This is a genomic window from Tistrella arctica, from assembly GCF_039630945.1.
Taxonomy (GTDB): Bacteria; Pseudomonadota; Alphaproteobacteria; order Tistrellales; family Tistrellaceae; genus Tistrella; species Tistrella bauzanensis.
Map to the genome: position 1 here is coordinate 433959 of NZ_JBBKTV010000003.1, position 20027 is coordinate 453985.

The 20027-nt window shown below is 66.8% G+C and carries 16 protein-coding genes and 1 pseudogene; 6 read left to right on the forward strand and 11 right to left on the reverse strand.

What is annotated here, in order from left to right; translation table 11 throughout:
• The first annotated feature begins 32 nt into the window (after positions 1-32).
• The 3 genes from metZ (at position 33) to folE (ending at position 2993) form a co-directional block, all read left to right on the forward strand.
• Positions 33-1307 carry an O-succinylhomoserine sulfhydrylase gene (metZ, locus tag WG924_RS08830; protein WP_345932642.1) on the forward strand — a complete coding sequence of 425 codons (1275 nt, stop codon included), beginning with the start codon at positions 33-35 and terminating at the stop codon, positions 1305-1307.
• A 173-nt stretch (positions 1308-1480) separates the two neighbouring features.
• Positions 1481-1888 (forward strand): Co2+/Mg2+ efflux facilitator ApaG/CorD, encoded by a 408-nt coding sequence (gene apaG, locus WG924_RS08835; RefSeq protein WP_345932643.1) that lies wholly within the window; start codon positions 1481-1483, stop codon positions 1886-1888.
• A gap of 457 nt (positions 1889-2345) precedes the next feature.
• Positions 2346-2993, forward strand: a complete 648-nt coding sequence (gene folE, locus WG924_RS08840; RefSeq protein ID WP_229708342.1) for a GTP cyclohydrolase I FolE — start codon at positions 2346-2348, stop codon at positions 2991-2993.
• Between the two features lie 110 nt (positions 2994-3103).
• Here folE and WG924_RS08845 read toward each other — a convergent pair whose 3' ends face one another.
• Positions 3104-5389, reverse strand: a complete 2286-nt coding sequence (locus tag WG924_RS08845; RefSeq protein WP_345932644.1) for a glycosyl hydrolase family 28-related protein — start codon at positions 5387-5389, stop codon at positions 3104-3106.
• A 222-nt stretch (positions 5390-5611) separates the two neighbouring features.
• Here WG924_RS08845 and WG924_RS08850 point away from each other — a divergent pair, with 222 nt between their 5' ends.
• Positions 5612-7063 carry a TrkH family potassium uptake protein gene (locus WG924_RS08850; RefSeq protein WP_345932645.1) on the forward strand — a complete coding sequence of 484 codons (1452 nt, stop codon included), beginning with the start codon at positions 5612-5614 and terminating at the stop codon, positions 7061-7063.
• A gap of 40 nt (positions 7064-7103) precedes the next feature.
• On the opposite strand, the gene WG924_RS08855 is transcribed toward WG924_RS08850, so the two are convergent.
• The 5 genes from WG924_RS08855 to WG924_RS08875 form a co-directional block, all read right to left on the reverse strand.
• Complete coding sequence (locus tag WG924_RS08855; protein ID WP_345932646.1) at positions 7104-8708, reverse strand: gamma-glutamyltransferase family protein; 1605 nt, start codon at positions 8706-8708, stop codon at positions 7104-7106.
• Between the two features lie 13 nt (positions 8709-8721).
• On the reverse strand, positions 8722-9561 hold the full coding sequence (locus tag WG924_RS08860) for a sulfite exporter TauE/SafE family protein (RefSeq protein WP_345932647.1): 840 nt from the start codon (positions 9559-9561) through the stop codon (positions 8722-8724).
• Between the two features lie 86 nt (positions 9562-9647).
• A complete protein-coding gene (locus WG924_RS08865; RefSeq protein ID WP_188580583.1) occupies positions 9648-10973 on the reverse strand; it encodes a TRAP transporter large permease in 1326 nt (441 codons plus the stop codon).
• Positions 10970-11518, reverse strand: a complete 549-nt coding sequence (locus WG924_RS08870; RefSeq protein ID WP_345932648.1) for a TRAP transporter small permease subunit — start codon at positions 11516-11518, stop codon at positions 10970-10972. The genes WG924_RS08865 and WG924_RS08870 overlap by 4 nt, the downstream gene beginning before the upstream one ends.
• A 56-nt stretch (positions 11519-11574) precedes the next feature.
• Complete coding sequence (locus WG924_RS08875; RefSeq protein ID WP_345932649.1) at positions 11575-12684, reverse strand: TRAP transporter substrate-binding protein; 1110 nt, start codon at positions 12682-12684, stop codon at positions 11575-11577.
• A 273-nt stretch (positions 12685-12957) separates the two neighbouring features.
• Here WG924_RS08875 and WG924_RS08880 point away from each other — a divergent pair, with 273 nt between their 5' ends.
• Both WG924_RS08880 and WG924_RS08885 read left to right on the forward strand, forming a co-directional pair.
• Complete coding sequence (locus WG924_RS08880) at positions 12958-13650, forward strand: GntR family transcriptional regulator (RefSeq protein WP_345932650.1); 693 nt, start codon at positions 12958-12960, stop codon at positions 13648-13650.
• A 107-nt stretch (positions 13651-13757) separates the two neighbouring features.
• Positions 13758-14195: a pyridoxamine 5'-phosphate oxidase family protein gene (locus WG924_RS08885; RefSeq protein ID WP_345932651.1), complete on the forward strand. Its 438-nt coding sequence runs from the start codon at positions 13758-13760 to the stop codon at positions 14193-14195.
• A 35-nt stretch (positions 14196-14230) separates the two neighbouring features.
• On the opposite strand, the gene WG924_RS08890 is transcribed toward WG924_RS08885, so the two are convergent.
• The 5 genes and pseudogenes from WG924_RS08890 to WG924_RS08910 form a co-directional block, all read right to left on the reverse strand.
• Complete coding sequence (locus WG924_RS08890) at positions 14231-14986, reverse strand: enoyl-CoA hydratase/isomerase family protein (protein ID WP_345932652.1); 756 nt, start codon at positions 14984-14986, stop codon at positions 14231-14233.
• 154 nt (positions 14987-15140) lie between these two features.
• Positions 15141-15561: pseudogene (locus tag WG924_RS08895) on the reverse strand (type II toxin-antitoxin system VapC family toxin).
• Positions 15558-15815: a type II toxin-antitoxin system Phd/YefM family antitoxin gene (locus tag WG924_RS08900; protein WP_345932653.1), complete on the reverse strand. Its 258-nt coding sequence runs from the start codon at positions 15813-15815 to the stop codon at positions 15558-15560. The pseudogene WG924_RS08895 and the gene WG924_RS08900 overlap by 4 nt, the downstream one beginning before the upstream one ends.
• Before the next feature lie 86 nt (positions 15816-15901).
• Positions 15902-17437 carry a Ppx/GppA phosphatase family protein gene (locus tag WG924_RS08905; protein WP_345932654.1) on the reverse strand — a complete coding sequence of 512 codons (1536 nt, stop codon included), beginning with the start codon at positions 17435-17437 and terminating at the stop codon, positions 15902-15904.
• Between the two features lie 99 nt (positions 17438-17536).
• The gene (locus WG924_RS08910) at positions 17537-19765 is read right to left on the reverse strand and encodes an RNA degradosome polyphosphate kinase (RefSeq protein ID WP_372045175.1); all 2229 of its coding nucleotides are present in this window, start codon (positions 19763-19765) and stop codon (positions 17537-17539) included.
• Between the last annotated feature and the right edge of the window lie 262 nt (positions 19766-20027).

Below are 20027 nucleotides of genomic sequence, written 5' to 3' on the forward strand. Positions count from 1 at the left end.
GAGGCCGGGTTTTTTTATGCGGACATGTGACCATGCGGGAAGACGGGGGCCGGAACGGCGTCGAGGACGAATGTGCGGCCGATGACGGGCTGTGGGAGAGCGATCGGGGCGGCAGCGACAGGACGGCGGCCGGCGCCGGCCGCCGTCAGGCGACGCTGGCGGTGCGCGGCGGGCTGGACCGCAGCCCCCATGGCGAGACATCGGAAGCGCTGTTCCTGAATTCGGGCTATGTCTATGACAGCCCGGCCAGGGCCGAGGCACGGTTCAAAGGCGAGGAGCCCGGCTTCGTCTACAGCCGCTATGGCAACCCGACGGTGCGCACCTTCGAGACCCGCCTGGCGGCGCTGGAGGGCGCCGAGGCCTGCCGGGCCACGGCATCGGGCATGTCGGCGGTATGGACCGCCCTGGTCTGCCAGCTCCGCCAGGGCGATCATGTGGTCGCGGCCGAAGCACTGTTCGGATCGTGCCAGTACATCCTGACGGAATTGCTGCCCCGGTTCGGTATCGAGACCAGCTTCGTGCGCGGCGACGATATCGCGGCGTGGTCGGCGGCGGTGCGGCCGAACACCAAGGTGTTCTTTCTGGAAACCCCGTCGAACCCGCAGCTTGAACTGATCGACCTTCAGGCGGTGGCGGCGGTGGCGCGCGATTGCGGCGCCAGACTGGTGGTCGACAACGTGTTCGCCACACCGATCCTGCAGAAGCCGCTGCAACTGGGCGCCCATGTCGTGGTCTATTCCGCCACCAAGCATATCGACGGCCAGGGCCGGGTGCTGGGCGGCGCGATCCTGTCGGACGAAGCCTTCTGCGATGGCGAGCTGCGCAATTTCCTGCGCCATACCGGCCCGACCTTGAGCGCCTTCAACGCCTGGGTGCTGCTGAAGGGGTTGGAAACCCTGCCGCTGCGGGTGCGGGAACAGACCCGGGCCGCCACCGCGCTGGCCCGGCGGCTTGAAAATCATCCGGCGTTGACGCGGCTGATCTATCCGGGCCTCGCCTCGCATCCCCAGCATGCCCTGGCACGCCGGCAGATGCAGGGCGGCGGCACGGTGCTGGCGCTGGATTTCACCGGCGGCAAGGATGCGGCCTTCCGCTTCCTTGAGCGTCTGGAGGTGGCCGACATCTCGAACAACCTGGGTGACAGCAAGACCTTGGCCACCCACCCGGCCACCACCACCCATCAGCGCCTGACCGCCGATCAGCGGACCGCCGTGGGCATCACCGAAGGGCTGGTGCGGGTGTCGGTGGGGCTTGAGGATGTGGACGATCTGGCGGCCGATCTGGGGGCCGCACTCGACGCCGCATAACCGCCCGCGACACCGGCCTGCCGATTAGGGCTTGCGCTCGGCACTGGAAATCCGCTGCATTGGTCGCAATATTGGCTTCGCAGACCCTTCGAGGCCGGCATGCGGGCGGGTTTGCCGGGGTGGCGGCATCGGTAGGGTGTCGCCATGATGCGACGATTGAGCAGGTGGGGATGATGGCGGCGGAACATGAATACAGCGCGACAACCCGCTCGATCATGGTGGCGGTACGTCCGTTCTATGTCGACGACCAGTCATCGCCGGAAGACGGGCAGTTTGTCTTCGCCTATCACATCCGGATCGAGAATCACGGCGCCGACACGGTCCAGTTGCGCAGCCGCCATTGGCGGATCATCGATGCGCTGGGCCGGCTTCAGGAGGTGCGCGGGCCGGGCGTGGTGGGTGAGCAGCCGGTGCTGGCACCGGGGGAGAGCTTCGAATACACCAGCGGCGCACCGCTGACCACGCCGTCGGGCATCATGGGCGGCAGCTATCAGATGGAGAGCGCGGCCGGCGAGACGTTCGAGGTCGAAATCCCGAGTTTCTCGCTCGACAGCCCCCATGCCGCCCAGACGATAAACTGACCGCCGGCCCCCGGTCGCAACCGGATGAGGGGCCTGCCTCTGGCAATCCGCGCAGAATGGACTAGATCAGGTCTGAGCCCCTTTGGGGCGCGCGCGCAGGGACTGCCGGCACCGGGCGCTGCTTCGCCGTCCGCGATTTTCGCCGTGGACGGGCTTGCAGGGGTAGCTGGCAAAACCTATAGTAGAAGTTCCATCAGGCAGGTGCAGGGCGATCTCTGGTTGCATCGCCCCATCCTGCCGCCGGTTCGCGGACCGGAAGGCCGCCGTATCGCGGCCAACTGTTCCGCGTGATCACGAAAGCCGTCAGGGCATGTCCGCACCGGCGATCCGGCAGGCGGGTGCCCACGTAACCCGACCGCTTTCGTACTATCGGCCCGCCGCCCGACACGACGCTCCGCGCAAGCTTTCAGCCGGAGCGACGTGTCCAGCCGGCCGCACCCTGGGAGTTGCTTGAGCGATGACACGCGAAAACGTGCTGGCGGTGAAACTTGACGGCCAGGTGAAGACCCCGGACGCGACCTCTGCGGCGCGGCCCGACCGCGCCGAAGCCGAAGCCGCCGTGCGGACCCTGATCCGCTGGGCCGGCGACGATCCCGACCGCGAAGGCCTGCTGTCCACGCCCGATCGCGTGGTCCGATCTTATGAGGAATTCTTCGCGGGCTATGCGCAGGATCCGGTCGAGATCCTGCAGCGGACCTTCGAGGAAACCGACGGCTATGACGAGGTCGTGGCGCTGCGCGGCATCCGAATCGAAAGCTATTGCGAGCACCACATGGTGCCGATCATCGGCGTCGCCCATGTCGCCTATCTGCCGCGCAGCCGCGTGGTCGGCATCTCGAAGCTCGCCCGCGTGGTCGAGGCGTTTTCGAAGCGCCTGCAGATTCAGGAGAAGCTGACCTCGCAGATCGCCAATGCGATCGAAGAGGTGCTGAAGCCCAAGGGTGTGGGCGTGGTGATCGAGGCCGAGCACCAGTGCATGAGCACCCGCGGCGTTCACAAGCCCGGCGTCAGCATGGTCACCAGCCGGATGCTGGGCGAATTCCGCCACAACCCGACGCTGCGTCGCGAATTTCTGACCCTGATCGGCAACCCGGCCGGGTTCTGATCGGGGCGGCGATACACACTGAAGCATGAATAAAGGCCCCGCCGGCAATGCCGGCGGGGCCTTCTTCTGTCTGACAGTGTCGTGGCTGGCAGGATCCGTACCTGGCAGGATCAGTGGGTCGAGGCGTCGAACGGCACCACGACCACACGGGTGGCCACTGTGCCAGCGGCGGTGGATGTTGCGATGACATCCTGGGTGGCGGCATCGACGCTGAGCGTATAGGCGCTGCCGGTGCCGAGAGGGACCAGCACCAGCGTGGCGCTGACCTCGGACTTCAGCACCAGTGCCGTGTGCTGATAGCTGAGCCCCAAAGAGCTGACGATGATCACGCCTCGGAATCCGGCCGGCAGCGCCGCATTCTCGACCACGACCGCGGGCGTGCCATTGGTCAGGTTCAGGCGGTGGTTGATGAAACGGTTGTCGATCGTTCCGTCGAAGCGGGTGGCGCCCTGAAACAGTTGATCGCCAAGCTCGACAAGCGGCCCGTCCAGTGCCTGAAGATCCGCGGTCTTCATGACATTGAGGGTCCGGTCGAAGCGGCCACGGATCACCTTCTGGGTATCACGCATCACCAGTTCGAAGCGATTGCGCGCCTGGACATTGTCGATGTCATCCTCCTCATAATCATAGATCGCGGTAACCGGTGCCGCCAACGAACTTGCCCGCCGGATCGCCGCGCGGATATCCAGCCCGGTCGGCTTCGCATGCGGCAGGTGCTTCACCAGAAACCCGCCGTGCTCACCCACCTCAAGTTCGACGTCCAGCGTGACATTGAAGATGCCACCGGTCCCGTTCGCTGTATTGAACGGATAGCTCATCACCGGTGTCAGCACGGCACCGCTGCCGCTGGACGACACCACCGTCAGGGTCGGCGGGCGCTGATAGCCCTTGCCGGTATCCAGGGTCTTACCGTCCGGTCCATCGGCGTAGAATGCCGTGGGTTCCATTACCGCTTCGGTAATGACGCCGCCGACGATTGTCAGCGTCACGGCCCGGTCGTTGCTCGGGCCGCCGCCGATCAGATCATGGTGATAGTCGACCGTGTCGGTGTCGGCATAGCCGCTGCCGCCATTGGTGACCGTGATGCTGCTGATACGTGCATCCTGCTGCGTGAAGGTGGTGTTCCACAGATGGTTCAGTTTGGCGACGTAGCCCTGGATGCGGATATGGCTGTTGCGCGCCGTGCCGCGGATCAGATCGCTGCCGCCGGTGCCGGTCACGCCGGTGATGTTGTCGTTCGAGATCCGGATGTCGGCATGGACATTGTTCGCATTATACAGGGTCAGCACGCCACCGATGCGCCGGGGATCGTCGGCGAAGTCCCCATAGGTCGTCCCGTCCGGGATCTCGGCCTCATAAGCGGCATTGCCGACATTGTGCAGCCAGATGTTCTTCAGATCGCAGGACGACTCCATCTGGCTCGCCGTGCCCTGGATGATGAAGCCGTATTTGCAGTTCTTGGCGATAAGAGTGTCCACCACCACCTGGCGCAGTTCACGGTCATTCGACGCCGTGCCTTCGATGGTCGCGACATAGTCGCAATCGTCGACCAGAATGTTGCGCAGGATCACCTCGCTCTGACCAAGCTGAAGAGTGATCGCCTTGCCGCCGCCGCCCTGGAAACTGTCGAGCAGGCCCACGGTGTTTGACAGCAGGTTGTTGCGGCAGCCACGGATGCGCACATCCTGAACGATGATCCGCCCGCCATGGCTGATTGCATTGGCCGAGGGGGCGGAGATGCCAAGTGCGTTGCAGCCGGCGCGGATGACGATGTTGTTGGCGTCCAGCGTGCCACCGTACCAGTGAACGTTCTGGGCATGACGGATGCTGACCAGCCCGCCCAGATGCCCGGTCCCGCTGTCGCTGGTGTTGGTTCGGGCATCCCAGTAGCCGCGATCCCAGTCGATGAACGGGTCGACCTCGTTCACCGGCAGCGCCTTGATGATTGCGCCATGAGCCAGGACGATGGTGTTGGAGCGGACCGACAGCGCCTTGCGGACCCGATAAGTGCCCGGCGGCAGCAGCACCACTTTCCAGGCATCCGCAAAGGTCTCGGGCAGGCCGGCGCCTGTACCGATGTTGATATCCGCCGAGGTCTTGCCCCAGCCGACAAGGTCCAGCCGTGCATCAAACAGCGTCCGCAGGGCATCGGTATCGTCGCTGATGCCGTCGCCGGTGGCGCCGAAGTCGCGGGCATCGAGATACTGCGCATTCAGCTTCTCGGCCAGCGTCCGCGCCTCGGTGTGCAGGTTGTATTCGCCAGGGGGGCTGCCGCCCTGATCAGGTTCCGGATCGACACCCGTGGGAAGAAGCCCATTGACCCTGCTGCAATAGGTCGCCACGGCGATCTCGGTTTCCGGATATTGATAAATCACGTCCGATGCATCCGTGCTCATCATCTCTGTCCCATATCGTGAAACGCCACCGGCCGCTGCCGGGGCCTCTTCACCTGAACCCGTCAGGCCGTTTGGCACCAGCAAGCTGGTGTTGCCGCGTTGCGGCAGCACCAGCCCCATGGACAGCGGCGGCGGTTTCCCCGATCATCGCCGGCGGTGCCGCGCCCGAACCCGGGCCCGCGGCCGCATTGTGTTGCATTGCAGCATCGGGAGCCCGCCACTGTGATCGACATCAAGCCGGTGCTGTTCATCATCGGCGTGCTGCTGGCGCTGCTGGGCGCGGCCATGCTGTTGCCGGCCGCCTTCGACGCGCTGGCCGGCCATGCCGACTGGGCGGTGTTCGTGGTGTCGTCGCTGGTGACGGTGTTCGCGGGCGTCAGCCTGGTGCTCACCACCCGCACCGCGCACCCCACCTCGCTGGGGCTGCGTCACGCCTTTCTCACCACCACGATGTCGTGGACCGGGGTGGCGGCCTTCGCAGCCCTGCCGTTGATGTTCGCATCCCCCGACATCACCTATGCCGGCGCCTTTTTCGAGGCGATGTCCGGGCTGACCACCACCGGATCGACCGTGTTGAGCGGGCTCGACACGGCCCCGCCCGGCATTCTGGTCTGGCGCGGCATGCTGCACTGGCTGGGCGGTATCGGCATCATCGTCACCTCGGTCGCGATCATGCCCATGCTGCGGATCGGCGGTATGCAGTTGTTCCGCACCGAAAGCTCGGACAATTCGGAAAAGATCGTGCCGCGCGCAGCCCAACTGGCCTCGGCCTTCGGCCGGATCTATCTGGTGATGACCATCGCCTGCATGGTGCTGCTGTGGTCGGCCGGCATGACCGGGTTCGAGGCGCTGGTGCATGCGATGTCCACCGTCTCCACCGGCGGCTTCTCCACCTCCGACGCCTCGATCGGCCATTTCGACAGCCCGCTGATCGAGATGATCGTCGTGGTGTTCATGATCGGCGGTGCCCTGCCCTTCGCACTCTATATCCGGGCGCTGACCCAGAACCACGACGCGCTGTGGCGTGACGCCCAGGTGCGGGCCTTTCTGGCCGGCATCGCCATCTGGACGGCGGCGCTCAGCCTGTGGCTGGTGCTGGGCCAGGATGTGGAACCGCTGCAGGCGGTGCGGATGTCGCTGTTCAACGTGGTATCGGTGATCACCACCACCGGCTTCGCCACCGCCGACTACAATCTGTGGGGCACCTTCCCGTTCGCCGTGTTCTTCTGGCTGATTCTGGTCGGCGGCTGCACCGGTTCCACGGCGGGCGGGATCAAGATCTTCCGCTTCGTCATTCTGGTCACCACCGCGCGCCGCCATCTGCACCAGTTGATCCACCCCAATGCGGTGATCGTGCCGACCTATAACCGCCGGCCGGTGCCCGAAGCCATTCTGCTGTCGGTTCTGAGCTTCGTGACCGTGTTCTTCGCGGTGTTCGTGATCCTGTCGATCGTGGTGGCGTCGCTGGGGGTCGATTTCATCACCGCCGCCACCGCGGTCTCGCAGGCGCTGGCCAATGTCGGCCCCGGGCTCGGGCCGATCATCGGCCCGGCGGGCAATTACTCGACCATGAGCGACCCGGTGCTGGCGGTGCTGGCCTTCGCCATGCTGCTGGGCCGGCTGGAGCTGTTCACGGTGCTGGTCCTGTTCACGCGCGCCTATTGGCGCGCGTGAACCCCTTGGGTGAGATAAGACTGGCGCGCGTGACCCGGCGTCACACCGCCGCCACCGCCCCGTCCGAGCGCGGGTCGCTGGCCCCCTCGATCACACCGGAGGGGTGCACCGACACGGCGCCGGCATGGCCCATCAGGTCGTCCCAGGCATCCACCATCTCCACCGCATGGCCGGCGGCGGCAAGCTGGTCGGCCAGGATCGGATCGATCCGGCTTTCAAGCTTCAGCGATGTGGTGCCGGCGCCCCAGGTCCGGCCCAGCAGCCAGCGCGGCGCGGTGATCGCCGCCTGAATGTCCTGCCCGAAGCGGACATGGCGGGTGAACACCGCCGCCTGGGTCTGGGGTTGGCCCTCGCCGCCCATGGTGCCATAGGCGATCAGCCGGCCATCATCCAGCCGGGCCATGGCCGGGTTCAGGGTGTGGAAGGGCAGCCGCCCCGGCGCCAGCCGGTTGGCGCCGGCAGCGGCCCCAAGGCCGAAGCCGCTGCCCCGGTTCTGCCACAGCACGCCGGTTTCGGGCACCACCACGCCGCTGCCGAATTCCCAGTAGATGCTCTGGATATAGCTGACCACCCGGCCGGTGGCGTCGGCGGCCCCCAGCCAGACGGTATCCCCGGCGCGTGCCGGCTGCGGCCATGGCGCGGCCCTCTGACGGTCGATATGCGCCGCCTCGGCCGCCAGCGCCTCGGGCGTCAGCCAGGATTGCGGATCGGCCGTCATCGCCCCGGGGTCGCCGATATGGGCGTTGCGCAGCAGGAAGGCGCGCTTTGTGGCCTCGACCAGCCCGTGGACATGATCGAACCCCTCGGCCACCGTCACCCCCAGCCGGTCGAAGATCCCGAGAATCGCCAGCGACGCCGCCCCTTGCGTCGGTGGCGGCTGGTTCCACACCGTGGCGCCGGGGATGCGCAGGGTCAGCGGCGCCACCACCGCCGGATGCCAGGCCTCCATATCGGCCAATGACAACGGACTGCCGGTGGCTTCGAGCCCGGCGGCATTGGCGCGGGCGATGTCCCCGCGATAGAAATCATCCAGCCCGGCCTCGGCCAGCCGTTGAAAGGTCGCGGCCAGCGCCGGCTGTTTCAGGATCTGGTGCAGCGCCGGCGGGTGGCCATCAGGGGCGTAGACCGTGGCAAAGCCAGGCTGGCCCGCCAGTTCCCCCAGCTTCTGCGCGGTCAGGGCCGCCTGCGAGCTGGTCACCGGCACGCCGTCGCGGCCATGGCGGATGGCGTCGTCCAGCAAGCGCGACAGCGGCAGCGCGGGCCGACTGCCGCGCCAGTCCTCGGCCACCCTCAGCGCCGCCGCCCAGCCGCCGACGGCACCGGCCACGGTCAGCGCGGCCAGCGGGCCACGGGTCGGCAGGCTGCCGGTGTGGCCGGCCTCGGCATAGAAGCCCTCGGTGGCGCGCGCGGCGGCGGCGCCGCAGGCGCGGATCGCCACCGGCGCCTGCCCGGGCTCGGCGATCAGCCAGAAGCCATCGCCGCCGATCGCGTTCATATGCGGGTAGACCACAGCGATGGCGGCCGCCGCGGCGACCATGGCTTCGACGGCATTGCCACCCTCGGCCAGAACGCTGCGGCCGGCCTCGGCTGCCAGATGATGGGGGGCGGTGACCATGCCGCCAAGGGCGGTGCGGGCGCGGATCATCGGTCGGGCGTCCTCAGCTGAGCGAATAGAACATGCGGGCGGCGGTCAGGAACAGGAACAGCGCGAAGGCGCGCCTGAGCCAGACCGGCGAGATGGTATGCGCCAGCCGGGCGCCGAGCGGCGCCGTCAGCATGGTTGCCGGCACGATCAGCGCGAAGCCCAGCAGATTGGCATAGCCCAGGCTCGCCGGCGGCAGGTCGGGCCGGCCGTATCCGGCCAGGATGAAGGCGATGGCGCCGGGCAGGCCGATCACCAGCCCCAACGCCGATGCGGTGCCGACCGCGCGTCGGATCGGATAGTTGAACGCGGTCAGGATCGGCACCGACAAGGTGCCGCCGCCGATGCCCATCACCACCGAGAACCCGCCGATCACCAGCCCGATCAGATGGCGGAGGATGCCGCCGGGCAGGCTCGCCCCCAAGGTCATGCCCTCGGGCCGCAGCGCCATATTGGCGGCCACCAGCAGCGCCACCACCCCGAAGATCAGGGTCAGCACCTCGCCCTTGGCGCCGCTGCCCAGCCAACTGCCGATCAGCACCCCCACCAGCACCGCCGGCATCAGCCGTCGGAACAGGGCGGTATCCAGCCCGCCCCGCCGGTAATGCGCCCGCGCCGAGATGATCGAGGTCGGGATGATGGTGGCAAGCGAGGTGCCCACCGCCACATGCATCCGCACCTCTTCAGGAATGCCGATCAGCGGGAACAGATTGAACAGCACCGGCACGATGACGATGCCGCCACCAACGCCCAGCAGGCCGGCAAGCGTGCCGGCGACGGCGCCGGTTGCCAGCAGCGCCGCGGCGAAGGCGGCCAGGAAGAACGGATCGGCATGAAGCAGCGCATCTAGGGTCAAGGTCGGATCTCCGGGTGCGGGGGGTCACCGGTTGTGAGGGTGGATATCGGGGTTGAGAGGGTTGAGGGGAAGGATCGGCGCGGTCGCTACCAGCCGATCGCGCGCGGCAGCCAGGTGGCCATGGCCGGCATCAGGAACAACGCCACCAGCGCCAGCGCCTGCAGGCCGATGAAAGGCAGCACGCCGCGATAGATGTCCATGCTGGTCACACCGGGCGGCGCCACCCCCTTCAGAAAGAACAGCGCCCAGCCGAAGGGCGGGGTCAGGAAGCTGGTCTGCAGGTTCATCGCCACCAGGATCGCCAGCCACACCATATCGATATCGGTGTTGGCGAAGACCGGCAGGAACAGCGGCAGGGCGATATAGGAAATCTCGATCCATTCCAGGAAGAAGCCCAGCACGAACAGCAGCGCCATCAGGAACAGCAGCTCGGCATAGAGCCCGCCGGGGATCAGGTCGAACATCCGGTGCACCAGCCCCTCGCCGCCCAGGCCCCGGAAGGCCAGGCCGAAGGGTTGCGAGCAGATCAGGATGAAGAACACCATGGTGGTGGTGATCAGCGTGGTCTTCAGCGTGTCGGTGAACACCGGCCAGCTCAGCCGCCGGGTGCCGGCCGCCAGCAGCAGCGCGCCCAGCGCCCCCATCGACGCGGCCTCGGTGGGGGCGGCGATCCCGCCGACGATCGAGCCCAGCACCACGAACACCAGCGCCAGCGGCGGCGCCACCACCTTCAGCAGCTTGGCCCGCAGCACCGCCGGCGACATGCCGGCCCGTTCATCGGCCGGGATCGCCGGCACCAGCTTCGGCCGCAGGATGCCCAGAACGATCAGATACCCCGCCAGCAGCGCCGCCAGCACCAGGCCGGGGATCAGGGCGGCGGCAAACAGCGTGCCCACCGACAGTCCCATGATATCGGCCAGCAGGATCAGCACCAGAGAGGGCGGGATGATCTGGCCGAGCGTGCCGGAGGCGCAGATCACCCCCGCCGCCACGCCCTTGTCGTATCCGCGCGCGATCAGCGGCTTCAAGGCCAGCAGCCCCACCGTCACCACGGTGGCGCCGACCACACCCGAGGATGCCCCCATCAGCACGCCGACCAGCACGATCGCCAGCCCCATGCCGCCGGTCAGCCGGCCCATGGCGTGGCCGATGACGTCGATCAACTCTTCAGCGAGTTTGGATTTCTCAAGCATCACCCCCATGAAGATGAACAGGGGCAGGGCCAGCAGGGTGTAGTTGGTGACGACGCCGTAGACCCTGGACGGGATCAGTTGCAGCAGCAGCGGCCCGAAGCCGGCGAAGCCGAAGCCCAGCCCCGACACGGCCAGCGCGATGCCGACCGGGATGCCGGCGACCAGCAGCCCGAAGAACGCGGCCACCATGGCGATGGCCAGCCATTCATTGCCAGTCATGGCCGACCTCCCGCCGACGCGGCGGCCGCCAGGGCCGCCCGGCACTGGCGCGCCGACATCATCGCCTGAGCCAGCGCCTGCAACACCAGAATGGCGAAGCCCAGCGGGATGAACGCCTTCAACGCGAAGCGCCAGGGCAGCCCGCCGGGGTCGGGCGAGCCCTCCATCATGCCGATGGATTGCTGCACATAGGGCAGCGACAACAGGATCATCGCCACCGCCATCGCCCCCATCAGGATCGCGGCCACGGTGTCGATCGCCGCCTGCGTTGCCGGCCCCAGCCGATCATACAGCACGTCGACCCGGACATGGGCGCCATGGCGCATGCCATAGGACATGCCGAGCAGCGCGATCGGCGAGATCAGGTGCCATTCCAGTTCCTGAAAGCCGACACTGCCGGTGCCCAGCACATAGCGCAGCAGCACATTGCCGCCCACCACCAGCACCAGCGCGAACCCGCACACCGCCGCCACCGCCCCGGCACCGTCGATGACGGCGCCGAGGATGCGGTCGAGCGGGCTGGCAGGACCGATGGCCCCGGTCATGGCTCAAGCCCCCTCCATGGCTCAGGCCTCCGCCATGGCTCTCGCCCCTTCATGGCTCAGGCCTCCTTGCCGGCATCGGCGATGATGGTCTCATAAGGCCGTTCGCTGACCGCCGCCCAGGATGCGTGTTTGGCGCGGAAGGCCATGAAGCTGTCATGGACCTTCTTCGTGGTCGCGTCTTTGGCCGCTTCCGCCGCCAGCACCTCGTCGGTCACCGCCTTCAGCCGGTCGACCACCGGCACCGGCAGTTGCCGGGCGATGACGCCCTCGTTCTCGACCAGATCCTTCAGCGCATCGGCGTTCACCGCCTCCGACCAGGCGAAGCTGTCGAGGTTGCAGGCCTGCGCCGCCGATTTCACGATCGCCTGCAGATCCTTGGGCAGGCTGTCCCAGGCCTTGGCGCCGATCAGCAGCTCGGTGACGTTCGACGGCTCATGCCAGCCGGTGGTGTAATAATTCTTGGCGGCCTTGTGCAGCCCCATGCGCCGGTCCTGATAGGGGCCGACGAATTCGGCGGCGTCGATCACGCCGCGCTCCAGCGCCGGGAAGATCTCGCCCCCGGGCAGCAGCTTCACTTCCACGCCCAGTTGCTGGTAAACCTTGCCGGCAAGGCCCGGAATCCGCATCTTCAGGCCGTTGAAATCCTCGATGCCGTTGATCGGCTCGCGGAACCAGCCGGTCATCTGCACCCCGGTATTGCCCATCGGAAACGCGATCAGCCCCAGCGGCTTATAGATCTCGTGCCACAGCTCCAGGCCGCCCGCATGGTACAGCCAGGCATTCATGCCCTGAAAATTCAGCCCGAAGGGCACGGTGGTGAAATACTGGGCAGCGAACAGTTTGCCGGCCCAGAAATAGGCGTTGGCGGCGTTCATCTCCACAATGCCGGCGCGAACCGCGTCGAAGCCCTCCAGTGCCGGGATCAACTCGCCGGCAGCGAAATGCTGGATGGTCAGCCGCCCACCCGACATCTCCTTCACCCGCTCGCAGAAATCGGTCGGGCTGCCCGGCCCGGTGACATAGAACGGCGATCCCGGGCCATAGGCATTGGTCATCTTCCAGCTGAACCGTTCCTGCGCCCGCACGATCGCGGGGGCGGCGAACACCCCTGCCACCGTCCCGGCCGCACCGGCCTTCAGAAATCCGCGGCGCCTCACATCCGTCATGGCCCTGGAGCCTCCCCTCGAAACAGGCAACATCGATCGTGTATACACGAGCAATCCTTGTGCCGAATCATAAGGATCAACGGGTTGAACGGTATGCCCTGGCATGTTTTCTGATTTTTCTGCCCAATTTATGTACAGATTTTCACGAATGATTATTTTTTAGGCGAAATAATTCCAGCCATCGCCAGCTTGGCGGAATTATCTCGAAATCCCGCCCTTATCGGACCATAACAGCTTTGACACCGTGTATGCACGGAGAGAAGGAGGCCCGGAATGGGCAGGCAGATCGGCGGTGGCCACGAGGATGAAGTGACGGCGGCCCTGCTGTGCCACCGCCTGGAGGACGACATCGTCGGCGGCCGCATCCTTCCGGGCGCCCGGCTGGAGGAACTGGCGCTGGCCCGGCGGTTCGGCGTCTCGCGCACGCCGATCCGCGAGGCACTGCAATTGCTGGCGGCGACCGAGCTGGTCGAGAAACGCCCCAATCGCGGGGTCTATGTCACCCTGCCCGCCCCCGAGCGGCTGACCTCGATGTTCGAGGCGATGGCCGAGCTGGAGGCGACCTGCGGCCGTCTGGCGGCGGAACGGATGACCCCGGCCGAGCGCGGGCAGTTGGACCAGACCCATCGCGCGCTGGGCGTGGCGATGCGCGATGGCGAGGCCGGCGATTATGAGGCCGGCAATCGCCGGTTCCACGACCAGATCTATGCCGGCGCCCGCAGCGACGTGCTGGTCGAGCTGACCGCCGCGGTCCGCCGGCGGGTGGCGCCGTTCCGGCGGGTGCAGTTCAACCATCTGGCCCGGCTGGGCGCATCGCATCACGAACATCAGGCGGTGGTCGATGCCATTCTGCGCGGCGACGGCCGCGCCGCCGAGGCGGCCTTGCACCGCCACATCATGGCCGCCCACGAGGTCGCGCAGGATTTTCTGGCCAGCCTGACCCTCGCCGCCCGCCGCCAGGGGTGAGGCGCGGGCCTGCTCCCCGATCCGGGGTGAGGAACCATGATCCGGTTGAAGGGTTGATCCGGGCGGCCGCATGTCGCGGCCCCGGATCAACGCCGGAGATCACTGCTATGGCCGACATGACCATGAAAGACCTGTCGCGCAAGATGCGCGAGATCGACTTCGCGATGCTGGTCACCCGCACATCGAACGGTGCCCTTGCCGGCCGGCCGATGAGCAACAACCGCGATGTCGATTACACTGGTGACAGCTATTACTTCGCCAATGACCAGACCCGCACCGTGTCGGACATTGAGGCCGATCCGAATGTGTCGCTGAGCTTCCAGGGCAGCAGCGGCGTGCTGGGTCAGCGGCCGCTGTTCGTTTCAGTTGAAGGCACCGCCGAACTGATCCGCGACAAGGCCCAGTTCAAGGCCCATTGGACATCGGATCTGGACCGCTGGTTCCCGAATGGCGTCGATACCCCGGGCGTGGTGATGATCCGGGTCCGCGCCACCCGCATGCATTACTGGAACGGCATGGACGAGGGCGAGGTGACGCTGGGCTGAGCCAGACAAGCCAGCACCACGCCTCAGACCATGCCTCAGATGTCGTCGAAACGCGGCGGCCGTTTTTCCTTCAGCGCGGCATAGCCCTCGCGGGCCTCGGGCGAGGTGAAGCTGGCGCCGATCTCGGCCGCGGCGGCGGCGCGATCCAGACGGCCTGCGGCGATGTCGTCGAGCAGGCGCTTGAAGCCGCGCACGGTGCGTGGCGCCAGCTCGGCGATGCGCATGGCATGGTCGTCGACCGCGGTGCCAAGCCCGTCTTCCGCCACCATCTGGTCCAGAAAGCCGATGCGAAGCAACTCGTCGGCGGCCATCGGCTCGGCCATCACCAGCAGCCGTTTGGCTGCCGATGGCCCCAGCTTGCGCACAAAACGTTCAAGACCGGTCACGTGATACATCACGCCGATCCGGGCCGGCGGCAGAACCGCCCGGGTGGCGGGCGTGCCGATGCGCATGTCGCAGGCCAGGGCCAGATCGGCGCCACCACCATACACGCCGCCATTCATGGCGCAGATCGTCGGCACCTGCACCCGCGCCACCCGCTCACACAGTTTTTCCAGCGGATTTTCGGTCCAGTCGACCCCCGACAGATCGTCGAAGGCCACCCCGGAACAGAAGGTGCCGCCCTCGCCGGTCAGCACCAGCAGCCGCACGCCGCGCGTGGCCTCGACCCGGTCGATCAACCCGATCACAGCCGGGATCTCGCGCATCAGCAGGGCATTGCGCTTGGCCGGCCGGGTCAGGGTCAGGGTGGCGCGCGGCCCGGCGATCTCCAGGCGGGCGGTCTCGATCATCGGGACGATCCTTCAGCGACGACGCCAGCAGGTTGGCTGGCCGGTTTTCATCGACGCATGGTTGATCGAAATCGCCGACACATCAAGTGACAGGGCTGCCAGTCTACCTTGGGGCCCGGTCTACCTTGGGGCCCGGTCTACCTTGGGGCCCGGTCTACCTTAGGGATCTGGCGGACTCAGGCCCGATTCGCCCGCCAGCGCGCTGAATGTCTGTCCGGCCGAAGTCGTTTCCCACAAAAAGCAGAGGGCAGCCACATTGCTTTGCAAGATCATATGCAAAGCAATCGGCAAAATTCAGGGCAGCAGGATGGATCCCCTTGCCCCAGATATCATAGACATCCGCCACGCGACGCGCCGTCGCCGGGGTGACGCTGACGACGTCGACGTTCAGCCCGTCGATCAGCCGGACCATGTCGTCACCGACATTGCGACGGCTTGCCACAATCAGCGCCTCGGCAAGCGTGGCCGAGGACATCAGCAGATTGTTTTCCGAAATCAGAACAGCAATGCAGGCATCCTGCCTCCGGCTCATCAAGGATGATCGCCATCAACGCCGAAGTATCCACCACGATCATCCGGGCAGGCCGTTCTCGTCATAAAGAAAATCCTGGCTGCGCGCGGCTGGCGCGCCAGACGTTGCCTTCGCGGCCCCCGAGGCCCGCACCGATTCCAGCAATAGCCTGCGCGCTGTCCGATCCGGTACAGGTTTGATCGGAACGAGGCGCACGGCCGGGTGACCGTGTTCGGTCAGAACAACGTCGTCACCAGCTTCGGCTCGGCGGATCAGATCAGCCAACTGTTCCTTGGCGTCCGTGACGGAGATGTGCATGGGGCACTCCTACCTGGGCCTTGTTCACATATAATGTCGGCTGCTTCATGGCCCAGATCAACACCCCGCGACGGCGCCGCGTGTCATCACCCGTCCGCTTTCATCCGATAGCGGCGGCGCATGGCCTTGGCGAGCGATTCCAGGCGCCGTTCCACCACCTCGCCCATCAGGTCGCGACCATCGGGGCGGGCATGCAGGGTCAGGGTGCCGGGCGTCGGTTCGATCCGCGCCCGGTCGAGCAGGGCCGAGGCGCAGCCCGAGAAGGTATCCGCCAGCCTGAGCGCCAGACCGATCAGCCGCGCGCGGGCCTGCGACGGCTGGTCCAGCAGATCGCGCGCCGGCTTGGCATGCAGACCGGTGATGTTGCCGGCATAGCGCGCATAGATCGCCAGCGCCAGAAAGGCGCGCTCGGCATGGCGCAGCGGCAGGAACGGCAGCGACAGGATCTCGCTTACCGCATGCTCGGCCCGGCGGTCGGGATGGGCGGCGATGGCGATTTCCGACAGCAGACAGGCGGCGTGGCGCAGGCGCTGGTCGTTCGGGCTTTCGTCCGGAAACAGCGGCTTGATCCACTCATGGACATGGTCGCCGTAATCGGCGAAGCCGGCATGCTGATCGACCAGATCCCGGCAGGCCGCCATCAAGGGGTCGGCGGCACGCAGGCTGGCCGGCAGGTTTTCATACAGCACGCCTTCACGCAAACCATAGGCCGAGAACACGATCTCGCGCGGGCGCACCCGGCGCACCAGCCCGGCCAGCGCTGCCGCTGCATGGGGCAGGGTGGCGACACGGCGCGAGGGCGCCGCCTTCAGCCGGGCAAGCTCGGCCGGTTTCATCGCCATCACCCGGTCGGCCAGCGCCAGGGCGGCGGCCGTGTCCAGGGTATAGCGATGGATGGCCGCGATCGGGTGACGGACCTCGGCGATATGCACCCGGGCCAGTGCCCGCCAGCCGCCGCCCACCAGATACAGGCCCCGGCCCTCGGCCTCGGCGGCCCAGGGGGCATCGTCGAGCGCGCGCTCGACCGCCTCGGTCCAACTGCGGTTGTCGGTGCCCTTGGCGGCCAGGCGGAGCGCGCCCACCGGCAGGGTGATCTGGCGGCCGACAGCGCCCGCTTCCACCCGCACCAGTTCCAGCGATCCGCCGCCCAGATCGGCGACCAGCCCGTCGGCCTCGGGTTCGGCCGACAACACGCCCAGCGCCGACAGGGTCGCTTCCTCGACACCGGTGATGGTGCGCACCGACATGCCGCAGTCGCGCTCCACCCGCTGGATGAAGGCGGGCCCGTCCTCGGCATCGCGGACCGCGGCCGTGGCCACCGCGATCAGCCAGTTGTCGGCAAGCTCCCGGCCGATGGCGGAAAACCGCTTCAGCGCGGTGATCGCCACCTCGACCCGTTCCGGATCAAGCCGGCCGGTTTCGGCGACACCCGATCCCAGCGCGCACAGCGCCTTTTCATTGAAGATCGGCTGGGGCATCCGCTTCAGGCCGTCGAAGATCACCAGCCTGAGAGAATTCGATCCGATATCGACCACGCCCAGTCGGCGCGGCCCGTTGCCGGGAAGCCTGTGGTCCGGCGCCATATCGGTGCCGGCCGTGGTGGGGAAGGCGCGATCGCTCATTCACTCCATCCAATTGGTTGCCTTCCGGCAACACGACCCGGCCCGCCAGGGTTCCCGCCGATCGGTGCCGCGCCGGATATGCCCTGCCGGCAGTGTCGGTCAGGTCAGCGACAGATGCGGCACCTCACCACGCTTGCGCAGTGCCTTGCCCCGACCCGACAGGCTGGGGTTGGTCATGAAATAGGTATGGGCCGAAAAGCCCTCCCCAACCGGTGCCATGCGCTTATACACGCCGTCGGGACCGAGCGTCCAGCTTTGCAGGGTGTCCTTCAGGTTCGCCACCATGATCTGGTCCAACACCTGCTGCTGCACGGTCGGGTTCTCGATCGGCACCAGGGTTTCGACCCGGCGGTCGAAATTGCGCGGCATCCAGTCGGCCGACGAGATGAATACCTTGGCCTGTGGCGAGGGCAGAGCCTGGCCGTTGCCGAAGCATATGATCCGGCTGTGTTCCAGGAAGCGACCGACGATGCTCTTCACCCGGATCCGCTCCGACAGCCCCGGCACGCCGGGCCGGAGACAGCAGATGCCGCGGATGATCAGCTCCACCTCAACACCGGCCTGCGATGCCCGGTACAGCGCATCGATGGTCAGCGGGTCGACCAGACTGTTCAGCTTGACCCAGATCGCCGCCGGCAGACCGGCCTGGGCATTGGCGATCTCGGCATCGATCAGCTCCAGCAGCCGCAACCGCACGCCGCGCGGGCTGATCGCCAGCTTCTCGAAATGGGTGGGTTCGGCATAGCCGGTCAGATAGTTGAACAGATAGGCGGCGTCGCGGCAGACATCGGGGTTGTCGGTGAAATAGGACAGGTCGGTATAGACCTTGGCGGTGATCGGGTGATAATTGCCGGTGCCGAAATGGACATAGGTATTCAGGCCCTCGCCTTCGCGGCGCACCACCAGGCTGACCTTGGCATGGGTCTTCAGCGCAATGAAGCCATAGACCACCTGCACGCCGGCGCGTTCCAGATCGCGCGCCCAGCGGATATTCGCCTCCTCGTCGAACCGCGCCTTCAGCTCGACGAGCGCGGTCACGGTCTTGCCGGCCTCGGCGGCGGCGACCAGCGCCTTCACGATCGGGCTGTCATTGCTGGTGCGGTACAGGGTCTGCTTGATCGCCACCACCGCCGGATCGGCCGCCGCCTGGCGCAGAAACTGCACCACCACGTCGAAGCTCTCGTAAGGGTGATGGACGATCATGTCCTTCTGGCGGATGGCCGCGAAGCAGTCGCCGCCATGCTCGCGGATCCGTTCGGGGAAGCGGCTGTTATAGCTTGAGAATTTCAGATCCGGCCGGTCATCGATGATCAACTGGCGGATATCGGCCATGCCCGGCATGGCCGTCACCACCACCATGTCGGGGCTTTTCACGCCCAGTTGACCCGAGACGAAATTGCGCAGGCCTTCGGGCATCTCGTCATCGATTTCAAGGTGGATCACACTGCCGCGGCGGCGGCGCTTCAGCGCGCTTTCGAACAGGCGCACCAGATCCTCGGCCTCTTCCTCGATTTCCAGGTCGCTGTCGCGCAGCACCCGGAATTCGCCGGAGGCGATCACGTCATAGCCGGGGAACAGCCCGTCGATCAGCAGCAGGATCGTGTCCTCGATGCCGATCACCCGCACCTCGTCGGTCTCGGGCAGGCGCACGAAACGGCCGACCTGGGTCGGCAGGCGCACCAGCGCGTTCATCAGCGTGCCATCGGCCTTGCGGCGCAGATCCAGCACCAGCGCCAGCCCGCCATTGGGGATGAACGGGAAGGGGTGGGCAGGGTCAACGGCCAGTGGTGTCAGCACCGGAAAGATCTGGTTGCGGAAATGCGCATCCAGCCACACCCGTTCCTTCTTGGTCAGTTCCGACGGGCTGACCACCCGGATGCCCTGTTCCTTCAGGTCGCGGCGCAGCGCCCGCACCGATCGCTGCTGTTCACGCATCGTCTCATGGGTGCGCTGGCGGATCTGGCGCAGTTGCTGGGCCGGCGACAGCCCGTCCTGGCCGATCAGCTCGATGCCCATCTCCACCTGGCTCCACAGGCCCGCCACGCGCACCATATAGAACTCGTCGAGATTGTTGGCCGAGATCGACAGGAAGCGCACCCGTTCCAGCAGCGGATGGCGGGTGTTCCAGCTCTCCTCCAGCACCCGGTTGTTGAAGGCCAGCCACGACAGCTCGCGATTGATGAAGCGCTGCGGCGAATTGATGTCGATCCGGCGCTGACCACGCTGCGGCCGCGCGGCCGGTGCCGGCGGTGGCGGCAGCGGGTCGGCGGCGCGGGTGGCGGCGGCAACCGCGCGCGCCTCGACCTCGGCGGCGGTCTCGGTGGTCACCGGCACCGGCTGTTCGGTCACCAGCGGCTCGACCAGCGCCTGCGCCGTGCCGATATCCGGATCGGCCGGGACTGCCCGCTCAGACGCCGTGGCCGCAGTCCGCTCAAGGGGCATGGCCGCATCGGTTGCGTCGTGTTCGGCTGGCGTGGCCACGGCGTCGGACTTCGCGGTGCGCGGCTCGGTCGACAAGGCAACTCTCCTGGGCATGGGCTCCACCGTCATCGGCAGGGTGTTCCTGAGAACAGCGGGCGGGGGCGGCATT